Genomic DNA, 22,945 nt, shown 5'->3' on the forward strand with positions numbered 1-22,945 from the left:
GCCACCCTCCTTCGTCGTCGGTCAGTGGGCCGTGCGGTCCGGGCGCCGTCCGCGCTGCCTCGGAGTGTCGGGCAGGTCAGCAGTGCGGACGGCGCGGGTGCGGGTCGTGGGCCGTTTACGAGGGGGAGCCGACGACCCGGCCGCCTCTTGCGAGGGAGTTCATTCAATCGAGCCCGGGATCCGTGCGGCAGAGCGCACAGCAGGAGGGTTCGGGCATTCCGTTCACACCCCGTGTGAATCGTGCTCCACTAGGCTCATTGCGACACGCACCTGGGGGGACGATGGAGCCCAATGTCCTGCTCGAAGCTCTGATCGAGGAGGCCGGCATGTCCCGCGCGGGCCTCGCCGGTCACGTCAACCGGGCGGGCCTGACCCGTGGTCTGAGCCTGCGGTACGAACACACGGCGGTCTCCCGCTGGCTCAAGGGCCAGCGCCCGCGCGGCCAGGTGCCCGATCTGATCTGCGAGGTGCTGGCCGGCCGGCTGGGGCGGCCGGTCGGGCTCGACGACATCGGGATGGGCGCCTGCGCCGCGCCGGGGGCGGACACCGGCGCCGAGGGCGCCTCGCTCTCCGGGTTCGTCGAGCGGGCCACCGCCCTGTGGCGCTCCGACGAACAGCGGCGCCCGGACCTGGCCACCGTGCCCGCCGTCACCGGCACCCCGGCGGTGATGCCGGTCTGGGAGTGGGAGAACCCGCCGGAGGACACCGATGTCTCACGGCCGGGACCGGGCCGGGTGAGCGCGGCCGACATAGCGATGCTCAAGGCGGCCCGCGACCACTACGAGCAGATGTACCGCAAGACGGGCGGCGTCGCGACCAGGTCCCGGATCGTCCGCTTCCTCAACGCGGAGGCCGCGCCGCTGCTGCGCGGCGGCTACAGCGACGCGCTCGGCCGGAGCCTGCACCGGGCGACCGCCGGGCTGGTGGCGGTGGCCGGCATCTGCGCCTACGACTCCGACGCGCACGGACTCGCCCAGCGCTACTTCCATCAGGCGCTGCGGCTCGCCAAGTCCAGCGGGGACCGGGGGCTCGGCGGCTATGTGATCGCCCTGCTGGTCACCCAGTCGCTCTTCCTCGGCGACTACCGCCGTTCCGTCGCCTTCGCCGAGGCCGCGCTGCGGGCCGCCGGAGCCCACATCACCCCCGCGCTCGCCGCCGATCTGCACGCCATGCAGGCCAAGGCGTACGCCCGGCTCGGCGACGCGGCGAGCGCCCGGGCCTGCATCGGGCGGGCCGAGGCCCAGGCCGGCCGGATCCACACCGGCCGGGAGCCGGACGAGACGGGGTACGTCCAGCCGGGCCTGGTCGACGTCCAGGTGGCGGAGGCGCTCCTCGGTCTCGGGGATCTGCCGGCCGCCCGGGAGCACGCGGCCTCCGCGGTGCGCGCCCCGGCGCACGACCGGGGGCGCGTGCACCGTCTCGCGATGCTGAGTCATATCGAGCTGCTTCAGGGCGAACCCGACCGCGCGGCCGGTACAGCTGCCGAAATGGCGACACGGGCCCGGGGGATGGAGTCCCAGCGGCTGCGCGACCGGCTGCGGCAGGTCCGCAGCGAGCTGGCCGCGAGCGGCTGCGCCGACGCCGTGGGAACCACCGATCTCATCGACGAGGCGCTCCGCGTGCCTCTGTGAGCTCCACCGACGCCCCGTCCTTCGTTCACCACTGCGGCCGAGCCTGCTGACATGTTGACCCCAACATGTCGAAAGGTGGCACAACCGTGCAGTGGACGAACTTAAGCGAACAGAATGTGTATCAGAACCCGTGGTTCCGGGTGAATCTGGCGGACGTCCAGCTCCCCGACGGCAGCCGTCTCGACCACTTCGTCATCCGGCTGCGACCCGTCGCTGCCGCCACCGTCGTCAACGAGGCGAACGAGGTGCTGCTGCTCTGGCGGCACCGGTTCATCACCGACAGCTGGGGGTGGGAGCTGGCCGCGGGCGTCGTCGAGGACGGCGAGGACATCGCGGCGGCGGCGGCCCGCGAGATGGAGGAGGAGACCGGCTGGCGCCCCGGCGAACTGCGCCCGCTGCTCACCGTGGAACCGTCGAACGGCCTCACCGACGCCCGGCACCACCTCTACTGGTCCGACGAGGCGCACTGGACGGGGCAGCCCACGGACGCCTTCGAGTCCTCACGCCGGGAGTGGATACCGCTCAAGGTGGTCCCGGACATGATCGCCCGGGGCGAGGTGCCCGCCGCGAACATGGCGGCCGCCCTGCTGATGCTGCACCACCTGAGACTGGGCTGACCCCTGGTCCCGTGCGCGTCCCGTACGTGAGCCTTGCACGCGCGAGGAGCCGGCCCCGGGGTGACCGGGACCGGCTCCTGAAAGCGAAAGCCGTACGGGACGCGAGCGTACGGGGCTCGCGCGTACCGGACCTCAGGCGTACGGGTAGAACCCCGACCCCGTCTTGCGGCCGAGCCGCCCCGCGTCGACCATGCGCTGGAGCAGCGGGGGAGCGGCGTACAGCGGCTCCTTGTACTCCGCGTACAACTGGTCGGCGCCGCGTACATCCCTGTGACCTGCGCTTTCGTCGGTTGCGAGGCGGCTTTGGCGGCGCCAGGGACTTCTCGGGGACTTTCGATCCTGCATCAGACGAGCCATGTGTCCATCGCGGCCAGCCCGCGCTTGCCTGCGCCAGGCATGAAGTGAGCGTAGTAGTCGAGCGTGACCTTCGGGGAGGAGTGCCCCAGCAGGTTGCCACGCTCACGATGGTGTCGCCGGCCTCCAGCTGCACACTCGCGAAGGTGTGGCGCAGGACGTGGAACATGTCCGGCCGTGAGCGCTCGTAGACGGGGTGGAGGTGTACGCGCGAACCGTAGCTCTCCGCTTTCTCGCCGACCTGGCCGCCGACGCGTAGGACACCAGCCTGGCGCCAGGCGATCACGGGAACAGGCTGAGGCGTCGCCTCAGACGCGTGCGGTAGTGCGGAGTGAGGCGTAGGCCCCCGAGCCACGCGGCGAGGTTCTGAGCCACCCACCTGGAGGAGCCCCGGGATGACCGCCTGCCCGAACCCGGTCCAGTAGACGGGTGTGTCCACCACGATCAGGCCGGTCACACACACCGCGGATGTGGAGGTGAACAGCGCCTCCAGCAGACCGGTACCACCGGGCCCGGCCTTGGCCGTCGGCAGCATCAGCAGGCCGGTCCCGGCCGCGACCGCCGCGGCGAAGCCGGCCACGACCACCTGCGCCGGATGGCGAGACCGCGGCCACCTCGGCGTCACCACCTCAAGCCGTCCGCCCTGCGGGCGGGCACCACGATTGTTCGCACGGGAAGCCGATAAACAATCTTGACGCCGTTCTCGACACGAGGCCCTGCCACGTGGCCTCGGTCGTGTCTAGGCTTGTGCCATGCGCCCCCGAAGAGGCACTCGTCCGCACCCCTTCTCCCGGGCCCGTACCAGGCGTCCGGGCGGCCGGGACAAGGCACCGGAATTCACTCGGGGCCTGCGGCACACCGAATACGCCTTGTTTCTGGGCGCCGTGCTCCTGATCGGGGCCGGGGTTGCCAGTAACTCGTGGTGGCTGATCGGCGGCGGTGCGTGGGCTCTGATCGCCGCCGGCCTGATGGAAATGATCTACCGGCCGTGACTGGCTCTGCCGGGCGGCGCGCATGGCGCCCGGCACTGATCGTCCGATGACGTGCCCCCCGCCCCTCCCTGCTTGAGCAGGGCTCGGCGGCTCTGGTCCGCAGCCCTTGTGCCGCCCTTGACGAAACCAGTTCCTATTCGGGGTAAAAGGCTGTAGATCTGCACGCGGACGGGACAGGCGGGGCGGGTTGCGGGTTGCGGGAAGCGGCCGGCGTGGTCGTCGCGGCTACTTCGGGTCGCGGTTGAACTGCGCTGTCGACCAGCGGTAGCCGAGCGCGATCAGTCCGGCGCACCAGGCGATCGTGATCCAGCCGTTGTGGCCGATCTCGGTGCCTAGGAGGAGGCCGCGGAGGGTTTCGATGGCGGGGGTGAAGGGCTGGTACTGGGCGATCGGCTGGAACCAGCCGGGCATGGTGCCGGCCGGGATGAAGGCGCTTGAGATGAGGGGGAGGAGGATCAGCGGCATGGCCATGTTGCTGGCGGCCTCGGGGTTGGGGCTGGCCAGGCCCATGCCGACCGCGATCCAGGTCAGCGCCAGGGCGAAGAGCACGATGAGCCCGAGCGCCGCCAGCCACTCCAGGATGGTCGCGTCCGTGGAGCGGAAGCCGATGGCCACGCCGACGGCGCCGACGAGGACTACGCTCATGACGGATTGCAACACGCTGCCGACCACGTGCCCGATGAGTACCGACGGGCGGTAGACCGCCATCGTGCGGAAGCGCGCGATGAGGCCCTCGGTCATATCCATGGAGACGTACACCGCGGCCCCGATCACGGTGCTGCCGATGGTCATCGGTAGCAGGCCCGGGACGATGTAGGCGATGTAGTCGGACCGGTCCGCGCCTCCGCCGCCGATGCCCGCGCTCATCACGTCGCCGAAGATATAGACGAAGAGCAGCAGCATCATGATCGGCGTGAGCAGCAGATTCAGGGTCCCCGACGGGTAGCGCCGCGCGTGCAGGAGGTTGCGGCGCAGCATCGTGTTTGAGTCGCGTACAGCGAGAGAGAGGGAGCTCATCGGACGGTCTCCTCGGGCTGGCGGGGTACGTTGGCGGGGCCGGTCAGGGCGAAGAACACGTCGTCGAGGTCGGGAGTATGGACGGTCAGCTCGTCCGCTTCGATACCGGCAGAGTCGAGCCAGTCGAGGATGGAGCGCAGTTCGCGCTGACTGCCGTCGCTGGGGATGGTCAGCGACAGTGCCTCGTCGTCGCGGGTGACCTCGCGCAGGGCTTCAGCGGCGGACTGGTACGTGACCGGGTCGGTGAAGCGAAGCCGGATGTGTCCGCCCGGGATGAGCCGCTTGAGCTCCTCGGCGGTGCCCTCGGCGGCGATCCTGCCGTCGTGCAACACCGCGATGCGGTCGGCGAGTTCGTCGGCCTCCTCCAGATACTGGGTGGTGAGGAAGACGGTCACGCCGTCGGAGACGAGGCCGCGGATGATGTCCCACATGTTGTGGCGGGAGCGCGGGTCGAGCCCTGTCGTCGGCTCGTCGAGGAAGATGATCCGCGGACTGCCGACCAGGGTCATCGCGAGGTCGAGGCGGCGCTTCATGCCGCCGGAGTAGGCCGAGGCGGGGTTCTTCGCGGCCTCCACGAGGTCGAAGCGCTCAAGGAGATTGGCGGCGACTCGCCGTCCCTCCTGCTTGGGCAGGTGCTGCAGGTCCGCCATGAGGAGCATGTTCTCCTCGCCGGTGATCAGCCCGTCGACGGCGGAGAACTGCCCGGTGACACCGATCGCGGCACGGACCGCCTGTGGGTCGGCGGCCAGGTCGTGCCCGCCGACGTGCAGGTCACCGGCGTCGGCGGTGACGAGCGTGGACAGGATCTTCACGGCGGTCGTCTTTCCGGCGCCGTTCGGGCCGAGCAGCGCGAACACAGACCCGGCCGGGATGCGCAGATCGATACCGTCGAGGACGATCTTTTCCCCGTACGACTTGCGCAGCCCGACGGCGGAGACGGCGGCCGGCGGCGGGTGACTCTCACCCCTAATGGATGTGGGCATGACAGATGGAGGCATGGTGACTTCCTTTCGAAGGCTGAGCGCAGGGTGAGTGGAGGCTGCTTCGCAACTCGCATTGCATGAATGCCCGTGACCACGCGTCAGTCGTTTCGCCTTGGGGAATGGTGTCGAGCGGCCCGCCGTGGGACACCTGTTCGCCGAGGGCACGGGCAGGACTGAGCCAGGTCTCACCAGCCGGCTCGACCGCCTCGGCGGACAGGATCCGCGGCGACTTCCGGCGGCCGGACGGTCCGCGCCGGTTTGCGCTGCGCCGAGGCGAACGAACCGCGCGTGCGGGGCTACGCCCACGGCCAGGGGGCGGCGGGTGCTACTTCTTCTCCGTGCCGGATTTCCTGCTGATGGACTCCTGGTAGACGTCCGCATAGGTGCGTGAGTCCTTGACCAGGTCGTCGCAGAACGCGGCGACGTCCGTGCCGATCAGTTCCAGGACCCCCTTGCCTGCGGCGACGCCTTCCTCGAAGAAGTCGACGATCCCGGGGAGTAGAGGCCCGTCAGGCAGGTCGACCGGGCCGACCTTGAACAGGTACTTCTGCATCTCCTTGTAGACGATCCGGTAGTCCGGCGGGAGTGCCTTGACCCGAGCCGTATGTGCCCGCCACTGCTTCTTGCCCTCGATGATGTCCTGGATGCCCACGTCAGCCTCCCAGCCGGTTCAGTTTCCTTGCGACGTTCCTGTTCAGCTGCTCGCGCCACCGGTCTCGGTAGGTTCTGGCCCCTTCTCCGCCGGCCAGCGCCGTGCAGAAGCCCCGGATGTCGTCGCCGAGCACCTCGTGGACGCTCTGCCCGTCCGCCGCCGTTTCTTCGAGCAGCCCCAGGGCTGCGTCGAGGATCGGCATCAGGTTGCGGCCGGTGAAGTCCCCATGGGGAAGGAGGTGGGCCTTGACCTGGTCCCACGCCTCCCGATAGTCATCCGGCAGGGCCTCGGCCCGGGCTTCGAACGCCTTCCATTCCCTGGTGAGATCACTGCCTGTGATGGTCTCCCAGAAGTTCATCTCCCACCCTCCTTGAGCTTGTCGATACGTGATGAGACGTACTGCCATTTCGTCCAGAACTTCGCCAGTTCCTCGCGGCCGGCATCGTTGAGCGCGTAGAACTTGCGCGGCGGGCCAACCCCCGACGGCCGTTTCGTCACCTGGACGAGTTTGTTCCTCTCCAGCCGCAGCAAGATGGTGTACACCGTCCCCTCGATGACGTCGGTGAAGCCGAGCTCGTTCAGCTGACGGGTGATGGCGTAGCCGTAGGTTTCCTCGCTGTCGATGATCTCGAGCACGCACCCTTCGAGCGTGCCCTTCAGCATCTCCGTCAGGTCGTCCATCGCGCGTCCTCCTCGGCCCAGCGGTACTGTGTAGCACCGAGTACCACTATACGGTATCACCGAGTAGTGGGAGCTGTCAGTGGTCGTCGCGCACGTCGCCGCGGAGATGGGCAACTCCCGTCCCACCGCCCACAAACGGCTTCGGCGCTGGCGGTCCGAGGCGCCGACTCCAGCCAGGACGGGTACGAGGCGCCCTGCGACATCACCCCGCTGTCCGAGCCCTTCTTGAAGACGGCCGTCCCTCTTCGCCGAGCTCACTGCGGCCTGCCCCCGCCAGGACATGCGCGTCCGCCTGCGCCGGTACAGCGGAGTCCCAGCGGCGGAGGAGCTTCGTGAGAGGCTGATCCGCGTTTCGGTGTGACCAGACATGCCGCAGTTGCCCACGGGGAGCGGACTGCGCCCAGGCGCAGGCTCCTCCCGCTCCGGTGCCGCCGGCAGCTGACGATGACCGCGCCCTGGCCGCCGGCTCGGCCCTCGTCGACGCCCGCAACGGCGTGGCTGCCAACCCGCCCTACGGCCGTCGCACCGCCGTCGGCTCGCGGTGGTGCTCACTCCAGCCGGGAGAATCCGAAGACGGTGTGCGCCGTCTCCGCGTCGATCCGGCGCGCGAGTCGGTCGAGGCAGGGGGAGCCGTGAATGAGGGTGCCTCGGTCCTGTGAGGTCCGGGCGTCGGCTTCCAGCTGGAGCCAGAGTGGCGGGTTGGCGAGGAGGAGGCGCAGGTCGAGTTCGGCGTGGGTACCGTGCTCGTCGCGCACGGCCACTCGCTCGGAGACGTCGATCGGCCAGCGGAGGGAGACCAGCTCGTCCATGTGGACGGTCCTGGTGGAGGCGAGGCTCCGTACCGTCAGCCGACCGGGGGTCACGCTGACGCGCGGGGGCAGCAGGATCACGAAGAGCGTGGCGGCCAGGCCGGTCCAGGCCGTCGCGCGGGGCGCCGTCAGTCCGGTGCCGACCGCGTCGACGAACAGGCCGAGGAGGGTGACGAGGACCGCGTAGCCAGCTGCGGCGCGGGCCTGGGAGTGCCATTGGACGTCGTATCGCTGCACAGGGCCGACGGTAGGGTTCGTGACCGAATGAGGACGTTTTCCTTACGGAAGTCCTATGCTGCCGCCCCGAATCCTGACGGGCTGCTGACGGCGGCAGGTCCCGTGACGTGGTGGACGTACTCCCTGGCCAGCCGGAAGCCGGCGGTCCAGGCGAGGAGGCGGCTCGGGCGGTTGTCGCGGGAGCAGGTCCAGGTGGCTCGGTGGCCTCGGGCAGCGACGTCGGCGGTCAGGCCGGTGACGCAGGCCAGTGCGAGGTGTCGGCGGCGCTCGTCCGGCGCGGTGGCGCAGGCCAGGTCCTCGTAGCGGCTGCCGAGGAAGCGGGTGCAGGCGAGGGCGAGCACCTGGTCCTTGCGGAACGCGGCCCAGCCCAGTCCGGAGGCGGCGAGAGCGCTGGGCCCGCCCCAACTGCCGTGGATCCAAGCCATGGCCGGGTCCATCGCCCACAATGCCGGTGCGTCGGGCGCGCTGAGACGCCTGACGGTCAGCCCCTGCGGCACGCGCGGTGGAAAGGATGTGGGGGCGGTGTTGAGGTAGAGCATCCGTTCCCAGGTGCGGAGGTGAGTGAAGGCCGCGTCGAGGACGGGCAAGAAGCGGTCAGGGGCTTCGACGCAGGGGCCGGCGAGTGGGGCGAGGGCCGCGGGGGCGAGAGCGGTGGGGTCGCCTGCCAGGAGGGCGTGTCCGGCGCAGGTGACGGCCACGGCGCGAGGCCGGTCCCGACGGTCGGTCCACCATCGGCCTTGGCCGGTAGCGAGGGTGTGCTCGACGAGGGCTCCGGTGCCGAGTTCTCCGGTCGGGAACACTCGGGCGGGGGAGGGTGGTTGCTGGGCGGGGTACGGGATCACGGGGTCTCCGGTGCGGGTGTGGGGGCGGTCCGGGCGGGCCGCCCCCGGGAGGTCAGCGCTGGCCGGCCTTGCGGCCGTGGTTGGCCTTCTTCTTGCGGCGGGCTCTCTTCCTGCGGGCGCGCTTGGACATGACGGAGTGCTCCTTCAGGCGGTGTGGCCGACGAGGAGGTCGGCGAGCTTGGTGACGCGCTTGACGGTGCGGGGCTCCGTGGCCACGGGGGCCGGGGGAACGCGGTGTTCGCGGTCGTAGTACGCGCCGTTGACGATCTCGATGGCAGGGTCGCAGAGCCGTACGACGTGGGCGGCGCCCTCGGCCGGCGACTCGCCCTCGTGCGCGTACAGCGGCAAGAGGCTCGTGGCGCAGACGCCGGGGTGTACGGAGACGGCGGTGACGCGGAGGTCGGCGGCGAAGACGGTGAGCGCCAGTTGGGACTGGGCGTAGGCGGCGAGCCGTGAGTAGCGGCGGGTCCGGTTGGGGTCGCTCCACTGGATCGAGCCGGTGCGGTGCAGGGAGGAGGAGACGTTGACGACCCGGCCGCCCGGGTCGCTGGTCAGGGCAGGCTCAAGCAGGTGCGTGAGCAGGTAGTGGGCAAGGAAGTTGACCTGGAAGGCAACTTCGTTGCCGTCGGCGGTGAGCGTGTGCCGCTCGGGGGCGGCCATGCCGGCGTTGTTCACGAGCACGTCCAGGTACGGGTGCTCCGTCAGGACCCGGACGGCGAGCTGCTCGACCTCCTCCAGGCGGGAGAAATCGGCCCCGAAGGCGCACAGGCGGTCGGCGGGCGCGTCGGAGAGCGTGACGAGCCGGTCCACGGCGGCGTGCGCCTCCTCGGCGGTACGGCCGTGCACGAGGACCATTGCGTCGCGTTCGGCGAGCAGCCGGGCGGTCTGGTAGCCGATGCCGGACGTCGCTCCGGTGACGAGCACGGTGTGACCGGATAGGGAAAGAGCCATGAGTTGTCCTGAGGTCTGGGAAACGTGGTCTGGGAAGACGGCGGGGCGCCGCACCGGTATACGGTCACGGCGCCCCGGGACAGGCGGCCGGGCGGGCGTCAGCGCAGGGCGGACGCGCCCGTACGGCAGCGGGGCACGCGACACGGCGGCGCCTGATGAGGCGGCCGGTCGAGCAGGAGCCACGCGCTGTTCATGGGTCCCATCGAAGCCGTGGCCGTGGCCCGGGACAAGGGCGACAGCCCACTTCTGACGGCCCTCTGATGGGCTCGTGACGACTGTTGATGCCTCCCTGACGGCATCTCAGCCGATGCCAGGGACGGCGGAGACGATCAGATCGATCAGCTTGATGCCGAGGAACGGCAGGACGAGACCGCCGAGGCCGTACAGGGCGAGGTTGCGGCGCAGGAGGTCGTGCGCGGATGCCGGGGTGTAGCGGACGCCGCGCAGGGCCAGCGGGATGAGGGCCACGATGATGAGGGCGTTGAAGATGATGGCGGAGGTGATGGCCGAGGTGGGGCTGTGCAGGCCCATGATGTTGAGTGCTTCGAGCCCGGGGTGGGCGCCGGTGAACATCGCGGGGATGATCGCGAAGTACTTCGCGACGTCGTTCGTGATCGAGAAGGTGGTCAGGGCCCCTCGGGTGATGAGGAGTTGCTTGCCGATCCGGACGATCTCGATGAGCTTGGTCGGGTTGGAGTCCAGGTCGACCATGTTCCCGGCCTCCTTCGCGGCCGACGTGCCCGTGTTCATCGCCACGCCGACATCCGCCTGTGCGAGCGCCGGTGCGTCGTTCGTACCGTCGCCGGTCATCGCCACCAGCTTCCCGCCCGCCTGCTCCCGCTTGATGAGGGCGAGCTTGTCCTCAGGGGTCGCCTCGGCGAGGTAGTCGTCCACTCCGGCTTCGGCTGCGATGGCCTTGGCCGTCAGCGGGTTGTCGCCGGTGACCATGACCGTACGGATGCCCATGGCGCGCAATTCGGCGAACCGTTCCCGGATGCCGTCCTTGACGACGTCCTTGAGGTGGACGATCCCCAGGACCCGGGGCCCGTCGGCGTCGTGGACGGCGACGAGCAGGGGTGTGCCGCCGGAGGCGGCGATCGCTTCGGCCCAGGTGCGGGCCTCGGCCGGCACCGTACCGCCGTACATCTGGACCCAGTCGATCACTTGAGCGGCTGCGCCCTTGCGGATGTGGCAGCCGGGGCCGGCGCCCCAGCGGAGGTCGATGCCGCTCATCCGGGTCTGGGCGCTGAACTCGACGAAGCGGGGGTCGGCCAGTTCGCCTTCGGCAGGGGCGGTCAGGCCGTGCTGCCGCTGGGCGAGGGTGACGACGGAGCGGCCTTCGGGGGTCTCGTCGGCGAGGGAGGCCAGCTGGGCGGCGTCGGCGAGGGCGGCCGCGTCGACGCCGGGCAAGGGGATGAAGGCGGCAGCTTCCCGGTTGCCGAGAGTGATGGTGCCGGTCTTGTCGAGGAGGAGGGTGTCCACGTCGCCGGCGGCCTCGACGGCGCGGCCGGACAGGGCGACGACGTTGCGCTGGACGAGGCGGTCCATACCGGCGATGCCGATCGCGGAGAGGAGGGCGCCGATCGTTGTCGGGATGAGGGTGACCAGCAGGGCGACGAGGACGGTGGTGGACTGGGCCGCGCCCACGTACCCGGCCATGGGCTGGAGCGCGAGCACGACCAGGAGGAAGACGATCGTCAGCGCCGAGAGGAGGATGTTGAGGGCGATCTCGTTCGGTGTCTTCTGCCGCTCGGCGCCCTCGATGAGGGCGATCATCCGGTCCATGAAGGACTGGCCCGGGCGGGAGGTGACCCGGACGACGATGCGGTCCGACAGCACGGTGGTGCCTCCGGTGACCGAGGAACGGTCACCGCCCGCCTCCCGGATCACGGGCGCGGACTCGCCGGTCACAGCTGACTCGTCGACCGACGCCACTCCCTGGACGACGTCGCCGTCGGCCGGGATCATCTCGCCCGCCTCGACGAGGACGACGTCGAACTGTTTGAGGTCGGTCGCGGCGACGGCCTCGGTCGTTGCCCGGTCGACGTCCGTCCCGTACCGCCAGTGACCGAGGCGCAGCGCGACGGTGTCGGTCCGCGCCCTGCGCAGCGTCTCCGCCTGGGCCCGGCCGCGGCCCTCGGCGACGGCCTCGGCGAGGTTGGCGAAGATCACGGTCAGCCAGAGCCAGACGCTGATCGTCCAGGTGAAGACGGACGGGGAGAGCAGGGCCGACAGAGTGGTCAGGACCGAGCCGGCGGCCACCACGAACAGCACCGGGTTGCGGACCAGGGCGCGCGGGTGCAGCTTGCGCAGCGCGTCCGGGAGGGACGTCACCAGCTGTATGGGGTCGAGCAGACCGCCCTGGCCGGTCCGCCGACGGCCGGGCCGCCGGGGAGCCGGAATACGGGGCGGCGCGGGAATCGGAGGCGCCTGGTGGGGCGTGGCGGAGCGCATCGCGGGAGACCTTCTGGTAGCCCGGCCGTCCGCGCTGCGGCGGCCGGTGGACGAACGAACGGACACTCCACCCAGCGGCCCTGGCGAGGGCCGGGCATGCCGCCTGCGGCTGCGGTAAGAGGCCGTTCAACCGCAGGGCGGTATAGAGGCGGTATAGAGGTGGTGGTCGCTGCACGAGGGCGCGGACGCCGGATGGGAGGACGTACGCGCCCTCGTGGCCCGGGCACGGTCAGGCCATCGACGTCCACGGCACTGAGCGGCCGAGAAGGAACCTACGGGCTTCCGGGCGCGCGGTCCGCCTTTCGCGTACGGCTTTGACGGCGCTCTGACGGATCATGCCGAAACGCGTCAAAGCGGCGTCAGAATTGCTCCGGCCGAAGGAAGAGGGACGTCAACGCTCCCCTGGCGACGGTGGCCCGCGTGTTTTTCTGAGCCGGTCGAATTCGGGCGGGGCAGCCCGCAGCACAAGGGAGTTGATCGCTATGAGCGAGGAGAACTGGGTCGGACTCATCGTGGCCCTGTCACTGGTCGGCTATCTGGTGGCGGTCGTGATGCGTCCGGGGAAGTTCTGAGCAGCTCTCGGAGAGGTACCTCGTGCCGCCCGCTGCCCGGTCAGGAGTGTCCGGGTAGGGTGATCGCCGCCGGTTCGTTGACGGGTTCGATACGCCCCCCCCGGCTGTGAAGCGGTGAGGCGAGGGGGACCGACTGGTGGCTGGGCAGCTGACGAGGGCGCGGCGGTCGCTGTTCGCCGTGCACCCGGCCCGGACTCTGGCCATGGCCTTCGGCGCGGTGATCCTGCTGGGCGCGTTCCTGCTCATGCTGCCGGTGTCCTCCGAGGAGGGCGGGGCGACGGGGTTCGTGACCGCCCTGTTCACCTCCACTTCCGCGGTATGCGTGACCGGCCTGGTCGTGGTCGACACCGGGACGTACTGGAGCGGGTTCGGCGAGGGCGTGATCCTTGCGCTGATCCAGGTCGGCGGCTTCGGCATCATGACGATGGCCTCCCTCCTCGCGCTGCTCGTCTCGGGCAAGCTGCGGCTGCGCATGCAGCTGACCGCAGCGGCGGAGACGAAGAGTTTCGGTATCGGCGACGTGCGCCGTGTCCTGATCGGCGTCGCCGGGACCACTCTGGCGGTGGAGCTCGCGGTGGGGGGGCTGGCTCGCGTTGCGCTTCCGGTTCGGTTACGACCGGCCCATTGCCGAGTCGGCCTACTCCGGGCTTTTCCACGCGGTCTCGGCGTTCAACAATGCGGGCTTCGGGCTCAACGTCGACAGCATCACCCCGTACGCGCAGGACCTCTGGGTGACGCTGCCCATCGCCCTGGCGGTCATTCTGGGCGGGCTCGGCTTCCCGGTCCTCCTTGAGCTGCTGCGGCACCGGACGCGCAGGAGGCTCACCGGGCGCCGCACATGGACGCTGCACACCCGCATGACCCTGCTGACCACCCTCGTCCTGCTGCTGGTCGGCACGATGCTCACCTGCCTCCTGGAATGGACCAACCCCGGTACCTTGGGGCGCTTCGACTGGGACGAGAAGGTCCTCAACGGCTTCTTCCACTCCGCGATGAGCCGCACCGCCGGGTTCAATGCCGTCGACATCGGTGCCATGCATGCCTCCACCCTGCTGATGACCTGCACGCTGATGTTCATCGGCGGCGGCAGCGCGGGCACGGCGGGCGGCATCAAGGTCACCACGTTCGCGGTCCTGGCCGCCGCCATCTGGGCGGAGGTGCGGGGCGAGCCGAACTCCACCGTCATGGGCCGGCGTCTGGCCCCCCACGTGCTGCGTCAGGCCCTGACCGTCGCTCTGCTGGCCGTCGGGCTGGTGATCACGGCCACGCTCGCCCTGCTGAACGTGTCCTCGGCCCCGATGGAAGCCGTCCTGTTCGAGGCGGTGTCAGCGTTCGGCACCGTCGGACTGTCCACCGGCATCACGGCCGACTTCCCGGACAGCGGACAGCTCGTGCTCATCCTGCTCATGTTCGTCGGGCGACTCGGCCCGGTCACCCTGGTCTCCGCGCTCGCCCTGCGCGAGCGGACCCGCCGCTACCAGCTACCCGAGGAGCGACCCGTCATTGGGTAACTACCTGCACAACCTGCGTCGACGCCGCCGCAAGCGGCTCGCCCAGCAGCACCCCGAGATGAGCGACCAGCGGGTCGCCGTCATCGGCCTTGGCCGGTTCGGCAGTTCGCTGGCCCTGGAGCTGACCCGGCGTGGCTGGGACGTGCTCGGGATCGACACCGACCCGCAGCTCGTCCAGCGCCACAGCGACGTCCTCACGCACTCCGCGGTCGCCGACTGCACGGACCCCGAGGTCCTGCGCCAGCTCGGCGTCCATGAGTTCACCAGCGCGGTCGTCGGCATCGGCACCGACATGGAGGCCAGCATCCTGATCGCCTCCAACCTTCTGGAGGAGAACGTCCCCAACATCTGGGCGAAGGCGATCAGCCGCCAGCACGGTCAGATCCTGGAGCGGCTCGGGGTCCACCACGTCGTGCTGCCGGAGCACGAGATGGGCGAGCGGGTGGCCCACCTCGTGACGGGGCGGATGCTCGACTTCATCGAGTTCGACGACGACTACGCCCTGGTGAAGACCGTCGCGCCCGACAGCATCACGGGCGTCCCGCTGGGCGAGAGCGGAGTGCGATCCAGGCACGGGGTCACGGTCGTCGGCATCAAGCGCCCCGGCGAGGGCTTCACCCACGCGACCGCCGTGACCGTGATCGCGAAGGGAGACATCATCATCGTCACCGGCAAGATCCAGGCGGTGGAGGCGTTCGCCGAAATAAGCTGACGCCGGGCCGGCAGGACCGGCCTGCGGCCACGGCTCAGGTGGTCGCCGCGGCCGGTAGCTCGGGCCGGACCGGCTGGTGGGACGGTGTCGTAGGCAGTGCGATCACCATGGTCAGCCCGCCGCCCGGGGTGTCCTCGGCGGTGACGCTGCCGCCCATGGCCTCGACGAACCCGCGGGCGACCGCGAGTCCGAGCCCGACACCGTCGCCGCGCGGAGCGTCGCCGTGCCTCTGGAAGGGCTCGAAGACGGCGTCCTTGGCCTCGTCGGGGATACCGGGCCCGCGGTCGACGACGCGCAACTCCACACGGTCGCCGATCGCGCTGGCGCCCACCAGGACCGGTGTGCCGGCGGGGGTGTACTTGACGGCGTTCTCGACGATGTTGGCCACGGCCCGCTCCAGCAGACCCCGGTCCACCGTGACCATGGGCAGGGTCTCCGGGATGTCCAGGACGACGCTGTCCTCGGGTACGCCGCCCAGCGCCATCGGCACGACCTCGTCGACGTCGGTCTCGCGGAAGACCGGCGTGACGGTCCCGGTCTGCAGCCGGGACATGTCGAGCAGGTTCCCGACCAGGTGATCGAGGCGGTCGGTGCCCTCCTCGATGCCGGCGAGCAGTTCGGCGTGGTCGTCCTCCGACCACTCGACGTCGTCGGCGCGCAGGGAGGTGACAGCGGCCTTGATGGCTGCCAGCGGGGTGCGCAGGTCGTGGCTGACAGCGGCGAGCAGGGCCGTACGGATCTTGTTGCCCTCGGCGAGCTTGCGGGCCCCGGCCGCCTCGCCGACCAGACGTTGACGGTCCAGGACGACGGCGGCCTGGGAGGCGAAGGCACCCAGAACACGCCGGTCCTCCGCGGGCAGCACCCGGCCGGTCAGGGCCAGGGCCAGGTGGTCGCCGACGGGCATGTCGACGTCCGCGTCCTCGGGGCGAACGACCGGCTGGGCTTGGCCGACACTGCCAACGCAGATCCACGGGCCGACGTCGCTGGTCCGCTCCAGCAGGGCGACGGACTCCATGGCGAAGGTCTCCCGCACCCGGTCGAGCAGCGCCTCCAGGCTGGTGTCGCCGCGCAGCACACTGCCCGCGAGCAGCGACAGGGTCTCGGACTCCGCCCGCAGCCGGGCGGCCTGCTGGGTGCGGCGCGCCGCGAGGCCGACGACCGACGCCACGGAAGTCGCGACGGCGAGAAAGACGAAGAAGGCGAAGACGTTCTCGGGGTCGGCGATGGTCCACGTGTGGACGGGGGGCGTGAAATACCAGTTCAGGAGCGCTGAGCCGACGGTGGCCGAGGCGAGCGCCGGCCACATCCCGCCCAGCAGCGCCGCCCCCACGGTCACGGCCATGAAGAGCTGCATCTCGTTGGCCAGCCCGGTCCCGCCGCCCACCGACGTCAGCACCAGGGTGAGCAGAAGCGGCCCGGCCACACTGACCAGCCAGCCCGCCACGAGACGCGGACCCCCGATGCGGCTGCGCTGCCGTTTGGGCAGCCCCCGGCCCCGCCCGACCGCGCCGTGCGTGACGATGTGGACGTCCAGATCAGGACCCGACTCGCGGGCCACGGTGGCGCTCACCCCGGGCCCGAAGACGTACTGCCAGGAACGGCGCCGGCTCGCGCCCAGGACGATCTGGGTGGCGTTCACCCCACGGGCGAACTCCAGCAGCGCGGAGGGGATGTCCTCACCGATGACGTGGTGGAACGTTCCGCCGAGGTCCTCGACGAGGGTCCGCTGGACCGCCAGCTCCTTCGGCGAGGCCGAGGTGAGCCCGTCGCTCCGGGCGATGTAGACGGCCAGCACCTCGCCGCCCGCGCCCTTCTCGGCAAGCCGGGCGGCCCGCCGGATGAGGGTTTGGCCCTCGGGACCACCGGTCAGGCCGACGACGATCCGCTCCCTCGACCCCCAGATCGCCGAGACCTCGTGGTCCGAGCGATACTGGTTCAGGTACTCGTCGACGCGGTCGGCCACCCACAACAGGGCCAGCTCGCGTAGGGCGGTGAGGTTGCCGGGCCGGAAGTAGTTGGACAGAGCTGCATCGATCTTGTCCGGCTTGTAGATGTTCCCATGGGCCATCCGCCGCCGCAGAGCCTCAGGCGACATGTCGACCAGCTCTATCTGGTCGGCATGGCGGACGACCTCGTCGGGGACGGTCTCCTTCTGCCGCACACCGGTTATGGACTCCACGACATCTCCCAGCGACTCCAGATGCTGGATGTTCGCTGTCGATATGACGTCGATCCCGGCCGCGAGGAGCTCCTCGATGTCCTGCCAGCGCTTGCTGTTGCGCGAGCCGGGGATGTTGGTGTGCGGGAGCTCGTCCACCAGGGCGACCGCCGGACGACGGGCCAGGACCGCATCGACGTCCATCTCCGTGAAGGTGCTGCCCCGGTACTCGATCTCACAGCGCGCGATCTGCTCCAGGCCGTGCAGCATGACCTCCGTGCGCGGCCTGTTGTGATGCTCGACGAAGGCGACCACACAGTCTGTGCCCCGCTCGACACGGCGGTGGGCCTCGGAAAGCATCGCGTACGTCTTGCCGACGCCTGGCGCCGAGCCGAGGTAGATCCTGAGCTTTCCGCGTCTCATGATGAGATCTTTCGTGTCGAAGCAGAAGGTTTCCGTGAGCGTCGCGGACGATGCCACGATCTGCCCGGGGCGAGCGCCACTCAGACTTCGAAGCGGTAGCCCATCCCCGGTTCCGTGATCAGGTAGCGCGGGTGGGAGGGGTCCTTCTCCAGTTTGCGCCTGAGCTGCGCCATGTAGACGCGGAGGTAGTTCGTCCTGGTGCCGAAGGTGGGCCCCCAGATCTCTTCGAGGAGCTGGCGCTGGCTGATCAGCCGGCCCGGGGTGCCGACCAGGAGCTCCAGTAAGTGCCATTCGGTAGGGGTCAGATGGACAAGCCCATCGGCACGTCGGACCTTCTTGGCGGCGAAGTCGACGGTGAAGTCCGGTGTAGTTACCGTGAGTGACGACATTTCGTCGCCCGGTAACACACCGCCCGCACCGGCCCCGGTGCTGCGTCGTACCGCGGCCCGGAGCCGGGCCAGCAGCTCGACCATGTCAAACGGCTTGGTCATGTAGTCGTCGGCGCCCGCCTCGAACGCCTCGACTTTCTCGTGGACGGTGCACCGGGCCGACAGGACGACGAGCGGCACGCGGGTCCATCCGCGCAGGGCCCTGATCACGTCGATGCCGTCCATGTCGGGAAGGCCGAGGTCGAGGACGACGGCGTCCGGTCTGCGCTCGGCGGCCAGCCGTAGAGCGGTGGTCCCGTCGGCGGCCGCGTCCACCTCGAATGCGCGTGCTTGTAGGTTGATCGTCAGGGCCCTGACGATCGGCGGTTCGTCCTCGACCACCAGCACCCGGGTCATCGGGGGTGCCACCTTTCTCGTCGTCTCGTCGTTCACGGAATCCGTCGGCGGGTACGGGAACCGCCGGTACGGGAGAGTCCCGGCCCGGCGGCTCCCAGCGGTCTGCCGACGGGATCGTCAGCGTGCGGCCAGGTCCTTCAGTGCGAGGTTGAGCGTGAGGACGTTGACGTGCGGTTCGCCGAGGAACCCGGCGGTGCGGCCCTCGGTGTGCTCCTCGACCAGCTTCGCGACCTGCTGCCCGGTCAGACCGTTGGCCTGGGCGACCCGATTGGTCTGGATCTCGGCGTACTCCGGGGAGATGTGCGGGTCGATCGCGGAGGCCGAGCCGGTGACCGCGTCCTTGGGGACCTCGGACTCCGGTACCCCGTTGAAGGCGGCCACGGCCTTCTTGGTGTCGCCGACCAGCTTGGTCAGCGTCGGGTCGGACGCACCTAGCTGGCTGGAGCCGGTGGACAGCGGGTCGTAGCCGCTGTTGGACGGGCGTGGCTGGAACCACTTCGGGTCCGGCCGGGCGACCTCGCTCTCGTCGTCCGGGTTCTTCTTCGGCAGGTCCCAGGTCTGGCCGATGAGCTCGGAGCCGACCTCCTCGCCTTCGACCTTCACGATCGAACCGTTGGCCTTGTCGTGGAAGAGGCCCTGGGCGACGCCTGTGACCGCGAGGGGGTAGAGGATGCCGGTGACGACCGTGAGGACGAGCAGCATGCGCAGGGCGGCCCAAGCCAGGCGCCCCGTGTTCGCTACGGAGTTGTTCATAGCCGATCAGCCGATTCCGGGGATGAGGGAGAGGAGCAGGTCGATGATCTTGATGCCGACGAACGGGGCGATCAGGCCGCCCAGGCCGTAGAGGCCCAGGTTGCGGCGGAGCATTCTGTCCGCGCTCGTCGGCCGGTAGCGGACGCCCTTGAGGGCGAGCGGGACCAGCGCGATGATGATCAACGCGTTGAAGATGACCGCGGAGAGGATCGCGGACTCCGGCGAGGCCAGGCCCATGATGTTCAGCTTGTCGAGCGACGGGTAGGCCACCGCGAACATCGCGGGGATGATCGCGAAGTACTTGGCCACGTCGTTGGCGATCGAGAACGTGGTGAGCGCGCCTCGGGTGATGAGGAGTTGCTTGCCGATCTCGACGATCTCGATGAGCTTGGTCGGGTTGGAGTCCAGGTCCACCATGTTCCCGGCCTCCTTCGCGGCCGAGGTACCGGTGTTCATGGCCACGCCCACATCCGCCTGCGCGAGCGCCGGTGCGTCGTTCGTACCGTCGCCGGTCATCGCAACCAGCTTGCCGCCGGCCTGCTCGCGCTTGATGAGGGCCATCTTGTCCTCGGGGGTGGCCTCGGCGAGGAAGTCGTCGACGCCCGCCTCCTCGGCGATGGCCTTGGCCGTCAGCGGGTTGTCGCCCGTGATCATGATCGTCTTGATGCCCATGCGGCGCAGCTCGTCGAACCGCTCGCGCATGCCGTCCTTGACGACGTCCTTGAGGTGGATGACGCCGAGGACACGGGCGCCCTTGTCGTCCTTGGCGGCGACGAGCAGCGGGGTGCCGCCGGCCTGGGAGATGCGGTCGGTCAGCTCACGGGCATCGGAGGCGACGGTGCCGCCCTGCTCCTCGACCCAGGCGACGACCGAGCCGGTCGCTCCCTTGCGGACCTGGCGGCCGTCGACGTCCACACCCGACATACGGGTCTGGGCCGTGAAGGCGATCCACTCGGCGTGGGCGAGTTCGCCCTGGTGGCGCTCGCGCAGGCTGTACTTCTCCTTGGCGAGGACCACGATGGAGCGGCCCTCGGGGGTCTCGTCGGCCAGCGAGGAGAGCTGAGCGGCGTCGGCGACCTCGGCGCCGGTCGTCCCGCGTACGGGCACGAACTCGGCCGCCTGGCGATTGCCCAGGGTGATGGTGCCGGTCTTGTCGAGCAGCAGCGTGGACACGTCCCCGGCTGCCTCGACCGCGCGCCCGGACATCGCGAGGACGTTGCGCTGGACGAGCCGGTCCATGCCCGCGATGCCGATCGCGGAGAGCAGCGCGCCGATGGTCGTCGGGATCAGGCAGACCAGCAGAGCGGCCAGAACGATCATCGACGTCTGCTGGTCGGCGCCCGCGTAGATCGCGAAGGGCTTCAGGGTGACGACGGCCAGCAGGAAGACGATGGTGAGGGACGCCAGGAGGATATTGAGGGCGATCTCGTTGGGGGTCTTCTGCCGGGCGGCGCCCTCGACGAGGTTGATCATCCGGTCGATGAAGGTCTCACCGGGCTTGGTCGTGATCTTGATGACGATCCGGTCGGACAGGACCTTCGTACCGCCGGTGACGGCCGAGCGGTCGCCGCCGGACTCCCGGATGACCGGGGCCGATTCGCCGGTGATGGCGGACTCGTCCACGGAAGCGACGCCCTCGACGACGTCACCGTCGCCGGGGATGATGTCGCCCGCCTCGCAGACGACGAGGTCGCCGATCCTCAGCTCCGTACCCGGAACTCGCTCCTCGTTCTTGCCGATGATCCGGCGGGCGACGGTGTCGGTCTTGGCCTTGCGCAGGGTGTCGGCCTGGGCCTTGCCACGGCCCTCTGCAACGGCCTCCGCCAGATTGGCGAAGATCGTGGTGAGCCAGAGCCAGGCGGTGATCGCCCAGCCGAACCAGTCGTCCGGGTCCTTGACCGCCAGCACGGTGGTGACCACCGAGCCGACGAGCACCACGAACATGACCGGTGACTTGACCATGACGCGCGGGTCGAGCTTGCGCAGGGCGTCCGGGAAGGACCTCAGGAGCTGCTTCGGGTCGAACAGACCCCCGCCGACCCTTCCGCCCTCGGGCTTGCGCCCGGTGGGCACGTCCGAGTGCGGCGCCGGGCTCGTCGTCGTGGTGGACATGGCGTCCTCGTGCTTCTCTACGTCGGTGGTCATGCCGCAAGCCCTTCGGCGAGCGGGCCCAGCGCGAGGGCCGGGAAGAAGGTCAGACCAGTGATGATCATGATGGTGCCGACCAGGAGGCCGGTGAACAGCGGCTTCTCGGTCCGCAGAGTGCCCGCGGTCTCGGGGACGGGCTTCTGCTCCGCCAGCGAGCCTGCGAGCGCGAGGACGAACACCATCGGCAGGAACCGGCCGAGCAGCATGCACAGGCCCAGTGCCGTGTTGTGGAACCCGGTGTTCGCGCCGAAGCCGGCGAAGGCCGAGCCGTTGTTGTTCGAGGCGGAGGTGTAGGCGTACAGCACCTCGGAGAAACCGTGCGCTCCGACGTTGGTCATCGACGACTCACCGTTGCCGGTGGCCATCGCGATCGCCGTACCGATCAGGACGAGGGCAGGGGTGACCAGGATGTAGCAGGCCGCGTACTTGATCTGGCGAGTGCCGATCTTCTTGCCCAGGTACTCGGGGGTACGGCCGACCATCAGACCGGCGATGAACACCGCGATGATCGCCATGATCAGCATGCCGTAGAGGCCGGAGCCGATGCCGCCGGGCGCGATCTCGCCCAGCATCATGCCGAGCAGCAGCACACCGCCGGACAGACCGCTGTACGAGTCGTGGAACGAGTTGACCGAACCGGTCGACGTCATGGTCGTGGAGACCGCGAACAGGGACGAGGCCCCCTCGCCGAACCGCTGCTCCTTGCCCTCCATGGCGCCGCCCGCGAGCTGCGAGGCCGTGCCGGGGTGGGCGAACTCGGTCCAGGTCACCAGGACCACACCGACGAACCAGATCGTGGCCATGGCCGCGACGATCGCGTAGCCCTGCCTCACGCTTCCGACCATCTTGCCGAAGGTGCGCGGCAGAGAGAACGGGATGACGAGCAGCAGGAAGATCGTCAGGAGGTTCGAGAAGCCGTTGGGGTTCTCGAAGGGGTGGGCCGAGTTGGCATTGAAGTAACCGCCGCCGTTGGTGCCCAGGTCCTTGATGGCCTCCTGGGAGGCGACCGCGCCGGGGCTGATCGACTGCGTCTGACCGGTGACCGTGGTGATCTCGTTAATACCCGCGAAGTTCTGCACGGCGCCCGTCGCGACCAGCACGATCGCCGCGACCACCGAGATCGGGATCAGGATACGGACGACGCCACGGACCAGGTCGGTCCAGAAGTTGCCCAGCTCACCGGTGCGGGAGCGGGCGAAACCGCGGACCAGCGCCACGGCGACCGCGATGCCGACGGCGGCCGAGACGAAGTTCTGCACGGCGAGGCCGGCGGTCTGGGCGACATGACCCATGTCCGCCTCACCCGAGTACGACTGCCAGTTCGTGTTCGAGGTGAACGAGGCAGCCGTGTTGAACGCCTGGTCCGGCGTGATCGCCGCGAAACCCAGCGAGCCCGGCAGATCGTCCTGTATTCGCAGGATCAGGTAGAGGAACAGCACGCTGACCGCGGAGAACGCCAGGACGCCGCGCAGGTACGCGGGCCAGCGCATCTCGGTGTCGGGGTTCGCTCCGACGGCGCGGTAGATCCACTTCTCCACCCGGAGGTGCTTGCGAGAGGAGAAGACGGCGGCCATGTAGTCGCCGAGGGGGCGGTGCACAAGGGCGAGCGCGACGATCAGCGCGGACACCTGGAGCACGTCAGCAAGAACGGGGCTCATATCCG

General features: G+C 69.6%; 20 protein-coding genes and 1 pseudogene. 5 read left to right on the forward strand and 16 right to left on the reverse strand.

Features of this window, described 5'->3' with window-relative positions:
* The first annotated feature begins 281 nt into the window (after positions 1 to 281).
* Both AC0VY3_RS12495 and AC0VY3_RS12500 read left to right on the forward strand, forming a co-directional pair.
* A complete protein-coding gene (locus tag AC0VY3_RS12495) occupies positions 282 to 1,631 on the forward strand; it encodes an NsdA family TPR-like regulatory protein (protein ID WP_103507586.1) in 1,350 nt (449 codons plus the stop codon).
* Positions 1,632 to 1,717: 86 nt separating this feature from the next.
* Positions 1,718 to 2,248: an NUDIX domain-containing protein gene (locus tag AC0VY3_RS12500; protein ID WP_030088348.1), complete on the forward strand. Its 531-nt coding sequence runs from the start codon at positions 1,718 to 1,720 to the stop codon at positions 2,246 to 2,248.
* A gap of 132 nt (positions 2,249 to 2,380) precedes the next feature.
* Here the strand turns inward: AC0VY3_RS12500 and AC0VY3_RS12505 are convergent.
* The 11 genes and pseudogenes from AC0VY3_RS12505 to kdpB (AC0VY3_RS12555) form a co-directional block, all read right to left on the reverse strand.
* Positions 2,381 to 2,503 (reverse strand): annotated as a pseudogene (locus AC0VY3_RS12505) (3-hydroxyacyl-CoA dehydrogenase family protein); the annotation flags it as partial.
* A 1,316-nt stretch (positions 2,504 to 3,819) separates the two neighbouring features.
* Positions 3,820 to 4,611, reverse strand: coding sequence for an ABC transporter permease (locus AC0VY3_RS12510; protein ID WP_103507588.1), 792 nt, complete (start codon positions 4,609 to 4,611; stop codon positions 3,820 to 3,822).
* A complete protein-coding gene (locus AC0VY3_RS12515; protein ID WP_475549609.1) occupies positions 4,608 to 5,609 on the reverse strand; it encodes an ATP-binding cassette domain-containing protein in 1,002 nt (333 codons plus the stop codon). The genes AC0VY3_RS12510 and AC0VY3_RS12515 overlap by 4 nt, the downstream gene beginning before the upstream one ends.
* Before the next feature lie 310 nt (positions 5,610 to 5,919).
* Complete coding sequence (locus tag AC0VY3_RS12520) at positions 5,920 to 6,246, reverse strand: DUF1048 domain-containing protein (protein ID WP_103507590.1); 327 nt, start codon at positions 6,244 to 6,246, stop codon at positions 5,920 to 5,922.
* 1 nt (position 6,247) lies between these two features.
* Positions 6,248 to 6,604 carry a DUF1048 domain-containing protein gene (locus tag AC0VY3_RS12525; protein ID WP_475549610.1) on the reverse strand — a complete coding sequence of 119 codons (357 nt, stop codon included), beginning with the start codon at positions 6,602 to 6,604 and terminating at the stop codon, positions 6,248 to 6,250.
* Complete coding sequence (locus tag AC0VY3_RS12530; protein WP_103507592.1) at positions 6,601 to 6,927, reverse strand: PadR family transcriptional regulator; 327 nt, start codon at positions 6,925 to 6,927, stop codon at positions 6,601 to 6,603. The genes AC0VY3_RS12525 and AC0VY3_RS12530 overlap by 4 nt, the downstream gene beginning before the upstream one ends.
* A gap of 548 nt (positions 6,928 to 7,475) precedes the next feature.
* Positions 7,476 to 7,973, reverse strand: a complete 498-nt coding sequence (locus tag AC0VY3_RS12535; RefSeq protein WP_475549611.1) for a hypothetical protein — start codon at positions 7,971 to 7,973, stop codon at positions 7,476 to 7,478.
* Between the two features lie 53 nt (positions 7,974 to 8,026).
* Positions 8,027 to 8,815 (reverse strand): GNAT family N-acetyltransferase, encoded by a 789-nt coding sequence (locus AC0VY3_RS12540; RefSeq protein WP_475549612.1) that lies wholly within the window; start codon positions 8,813 to 8,815, stop codon positions 8,027 to 8,029.
* A 52-nt stretch (positions 8,816 to 8,867) separates the two neighbouring features.
* Positions 8,868 to 8,945 (reverse strand): 50S ribosomal protein bL37, encoded by a 78-nt coding sequence (locus tag AC0VY3_RS12545; RefSeq protein ID WP_475551664.1) that lies wholly within the window; start codon positions 8,943 to 8,945, stop codon positions 8,868 to 8,870.
* Between the two features lie 14 nt (positions 8,946 to 8,959).
* Entirely contained in the window at positions 8,960 to 9,766 is an 807-nt protein-coding gene (locus AC0VY3_RS12550) for an SDR family NAD(P)-dependent oxidoreductase (protein WP_103507595.1), read from the reverse strand.
* Positions 9,767 to 10,066: 300 nt separating this feature from the next.
* Positions 10,067 to 12,220, reverse strand: coding sequence for a potassium-transporting ATPase subunit KdpB (kdpB, locus tag AC0VY3_RS12555; protein ID WP_103507596.1), 2,154 nt, complete (start codon positions 12,218 to 12,220; stop codon positions 10,067 to 10,069).
* A 482-nt stretch (positions 12,221 to 12,702) separates the two neighbouring features.
* Here kdpB (AC0VY3_RS12555) and AC0VY3_RS12560 point away from each other — a divergent pair, with 482 nt between their 5' ends.
* From AC0VY3_RS12560 to AC0VY3_RS12570, 3 genes are all read left to right on the forward strand, one after another.
* Entirely contained in the window at positions 12,703 to 12,792 is a 90-nt protein-coding gene (locus AC0VY3_RS12560; protein WP_103507597.1) for a potassium-transporting ATPase subunit F, read from the forward strand.
* A 593-nt stretch (positions 12,793 to 13,385) separates the two neighbouring features.
* A complete protein-coding gene (locus tag AC0VY3_RS12565) occupies positions 13,386 to 14,303 on the forward strand; it encodes a potassium transporter TrkG (RefSeq protein WP_475549613.1) in 918 nt (305 codons plus the stop codon).
* Complete coding sequence (locus AC0VY3_RS12570) at positions 14,296 to 15,015, forward strand: potassium channel family protein (protein ID WP_475549614.1); 720 nt, start codon at positions 14,296 to 14,298, stop codon at positions 15,013 to 15,015. Before AC0VY3_RS12565 ends, AC0VY3_RS12570 begins: the two co-directional genes overlap by 8 nt.
* A 34-nt stretch (positions 15,016 to 15,049) precedes the next feature.
* On the opposite strand, the gene AC0VY3_RS12575 is transcribed toward AC0VY3_RS12570, so the two are convergent.
* The 5 genes from AC0VY3_RS12575 to kdpA all read right to left on the reverse strand — a co-directional run bounded on the left by AC0VY3_RS12575 (position 15,050) and on the right by kdpA (position 22,940).
* The gene (locus AC0VY3_RS12575; RefSeq protein ID WP_475549615.1) at positions 15,050 to 17,596 is read right to left on the reverse strand and encodes an ATP-binding protein; all 2,547 of its coding nucleotides are present in this window, start codon (positions 17,594 to 17,596) and stop codon (positions 15,050 to 15,052) included.
* Positions 17,597 to 17,676: 80 nt separating this feature from the next.
* The gene (locus AC0VY3_RS12580) at positions 17,677 to 18,381 is read right to left on the reverse strand and encodes a response regulator (RefSeq protein ID WP_475549616.1); all 705 of its coding nucleotides are present in this window, start codon (positions 18,379 to 18,381) and stop codon (positions 17,677 to 17,679) included.
* Positions 18,382 to 18,498: 117 nt separating this feature from the next.
* Positions 18,499 to 19,134 carry a potassium-transporting ATPase subunit KdpC gene (gene kdpC, locus AC0VY3_RS12585; protein WP_242737353.1) on the reverse strand — a complete coding sequence of 212 codons (636 nt, stop codon included), beginning with the start codon at positions 19,132 to 19,134 and terminating at the stop codon, positions 18,499 to 18,501.
* A 6-nt stretch (positions 19,135 to 19,140) separates the two neighbouring features.
* Positions 19,141 to 21,279: a potassium-transporting ATPase subunit KdpB gene (kdpB, locus tag AC0VY3_RS12590; protein WP_475549617.1), complete on the reverse strand. Its 2,139-nt coding sequence runs from the start codon at positions 21,277 to 21,279 to the stop codon at positions 19,141 to 19,143.
* A complete protein-coding gene (gene kdpA / locus AC0VY3_RS12595) occupies positions 21,276 to 22,940 on the reverse strand; it encodes a potassium-transporting ATPase subunit KdpA (protein ID WP_475549618.1) in 1,665 nt (554 codons plus the stop codon). The genes kdpB (AC0VY3_RS12590) and kdpA overlap by 4 nt, the downstream gene beginning before the upstream one ends.
* Positions 22,941 to 22,945: the final 5 nt, after the last annotated feature.

The sequence above is a fragment of the Streptomyces sp. iso_384 genome (assembly GCF_056172905.1).

Excerpts from the sequence above, each read along its gene's own strand:
- AC0VY3_RS12495 (WP_103507586.1), top strand. The coding sequence starts at position 282 with ATGGAGCCCAATGTCCTGCTCGAAGCTCTGATCGAGGAGGCCGGCATG.
- AC0VY3_RS12510 (WP_103507588.1), bottom strand. The coding sequence starts at position 4,611 with ATGAGCTCCCTCTCTCTCGCTGTACGCGACTCAAACACGATGCTGCGC.
- AC0VY3_RS12515 (WP_475549609.1), bottom strand. The coding sequence starts at position 5,609 with ATGCCTCCATCTGTCATGCCCACATCCATTAGGGGTGAGAGTCACCCG.
- AC0VY3_RS12525 (WP_475549610.1), bottom strand. The coding sequence starts at position 6,604 with ATGAACTTCTGGGAGACCATCACAGGCAGTGATCTCACCAGGGAATGG.
- AC0VY3_RS12530 (WP_103507592.1), bottom strand. The coding sequence starts at position 6,927 with ATGGACGACCTGACGGAGATGCTGAAGGGCACGCTCGAAGGGTGCGTG.
- AC0VY3_RS12545 (WP_475551664.1), bottom strand. The coding sequence starts at position 8,945 with ATGTCCAAGCGCGCCCGCAGGAAGAGAGCCCGCCGCAAGAAGAAGGCC.
- AC0VY3_RS12550 (WP_103507595.1), bottom strand. The coding sequence starts at position 9,766 with ATGGCTCTTTCCCTATCCGGTCACACCGTGCTCGTCACCGGAGCGACG.
- kdpB (WP_103507596.1), bottom strand. The coding sequence starts at position 12,220 with ATGCGCTCCGCCACGCCCCACCAGGCGCCTCCGATTCCCGCGCCGCCC.
- AC0VY3_RS12560 (WP_103507597.1), top strand. The coding sequence starts at position 12,703 with ATGAGCGAGGAGAACTGGGTCGGACTCATCGTGGCCCTGTCACTGGTC.
- AC0VY3_RS12575 (WP_475549615.1), bottom strand. The coding sequence starts at position 17,596 with ATGAGACGCGGAAAGCTCAGGATCTACCTCGGCTCGGCGCCAGGCGTC.
- AC0VY3_RS12580 (WP_475549616.1), bottom strand. The coding sequence starts at position 18,381 with ATGACCCGGGTGCTGGTGGTCGAGGACGAACCGCCGATCGTCAGGGCC.
- kdpC (WP_242737353.1), bottom strand. The coding sequence starts at position 19,134 with ATGAACAACTCCGTAGCGAACACGGGGCGCCTGGCTTGGGCCGCCCTG.
- kdpB (WP_475549617.1), bottom strand. The coding sequence starts at position 21,279 with ATGACCACCGACGTAGAGAAGCACGAGGACGCCATGTCCACCACGACG.
- kdpA (WP_475549618.1), bottom strand. The coding sequence starts at position 22,940 with ATGAGCCCCGTTCTTGCTGACGTGCTCCAGGTGTCCGCGCTGATCGTC.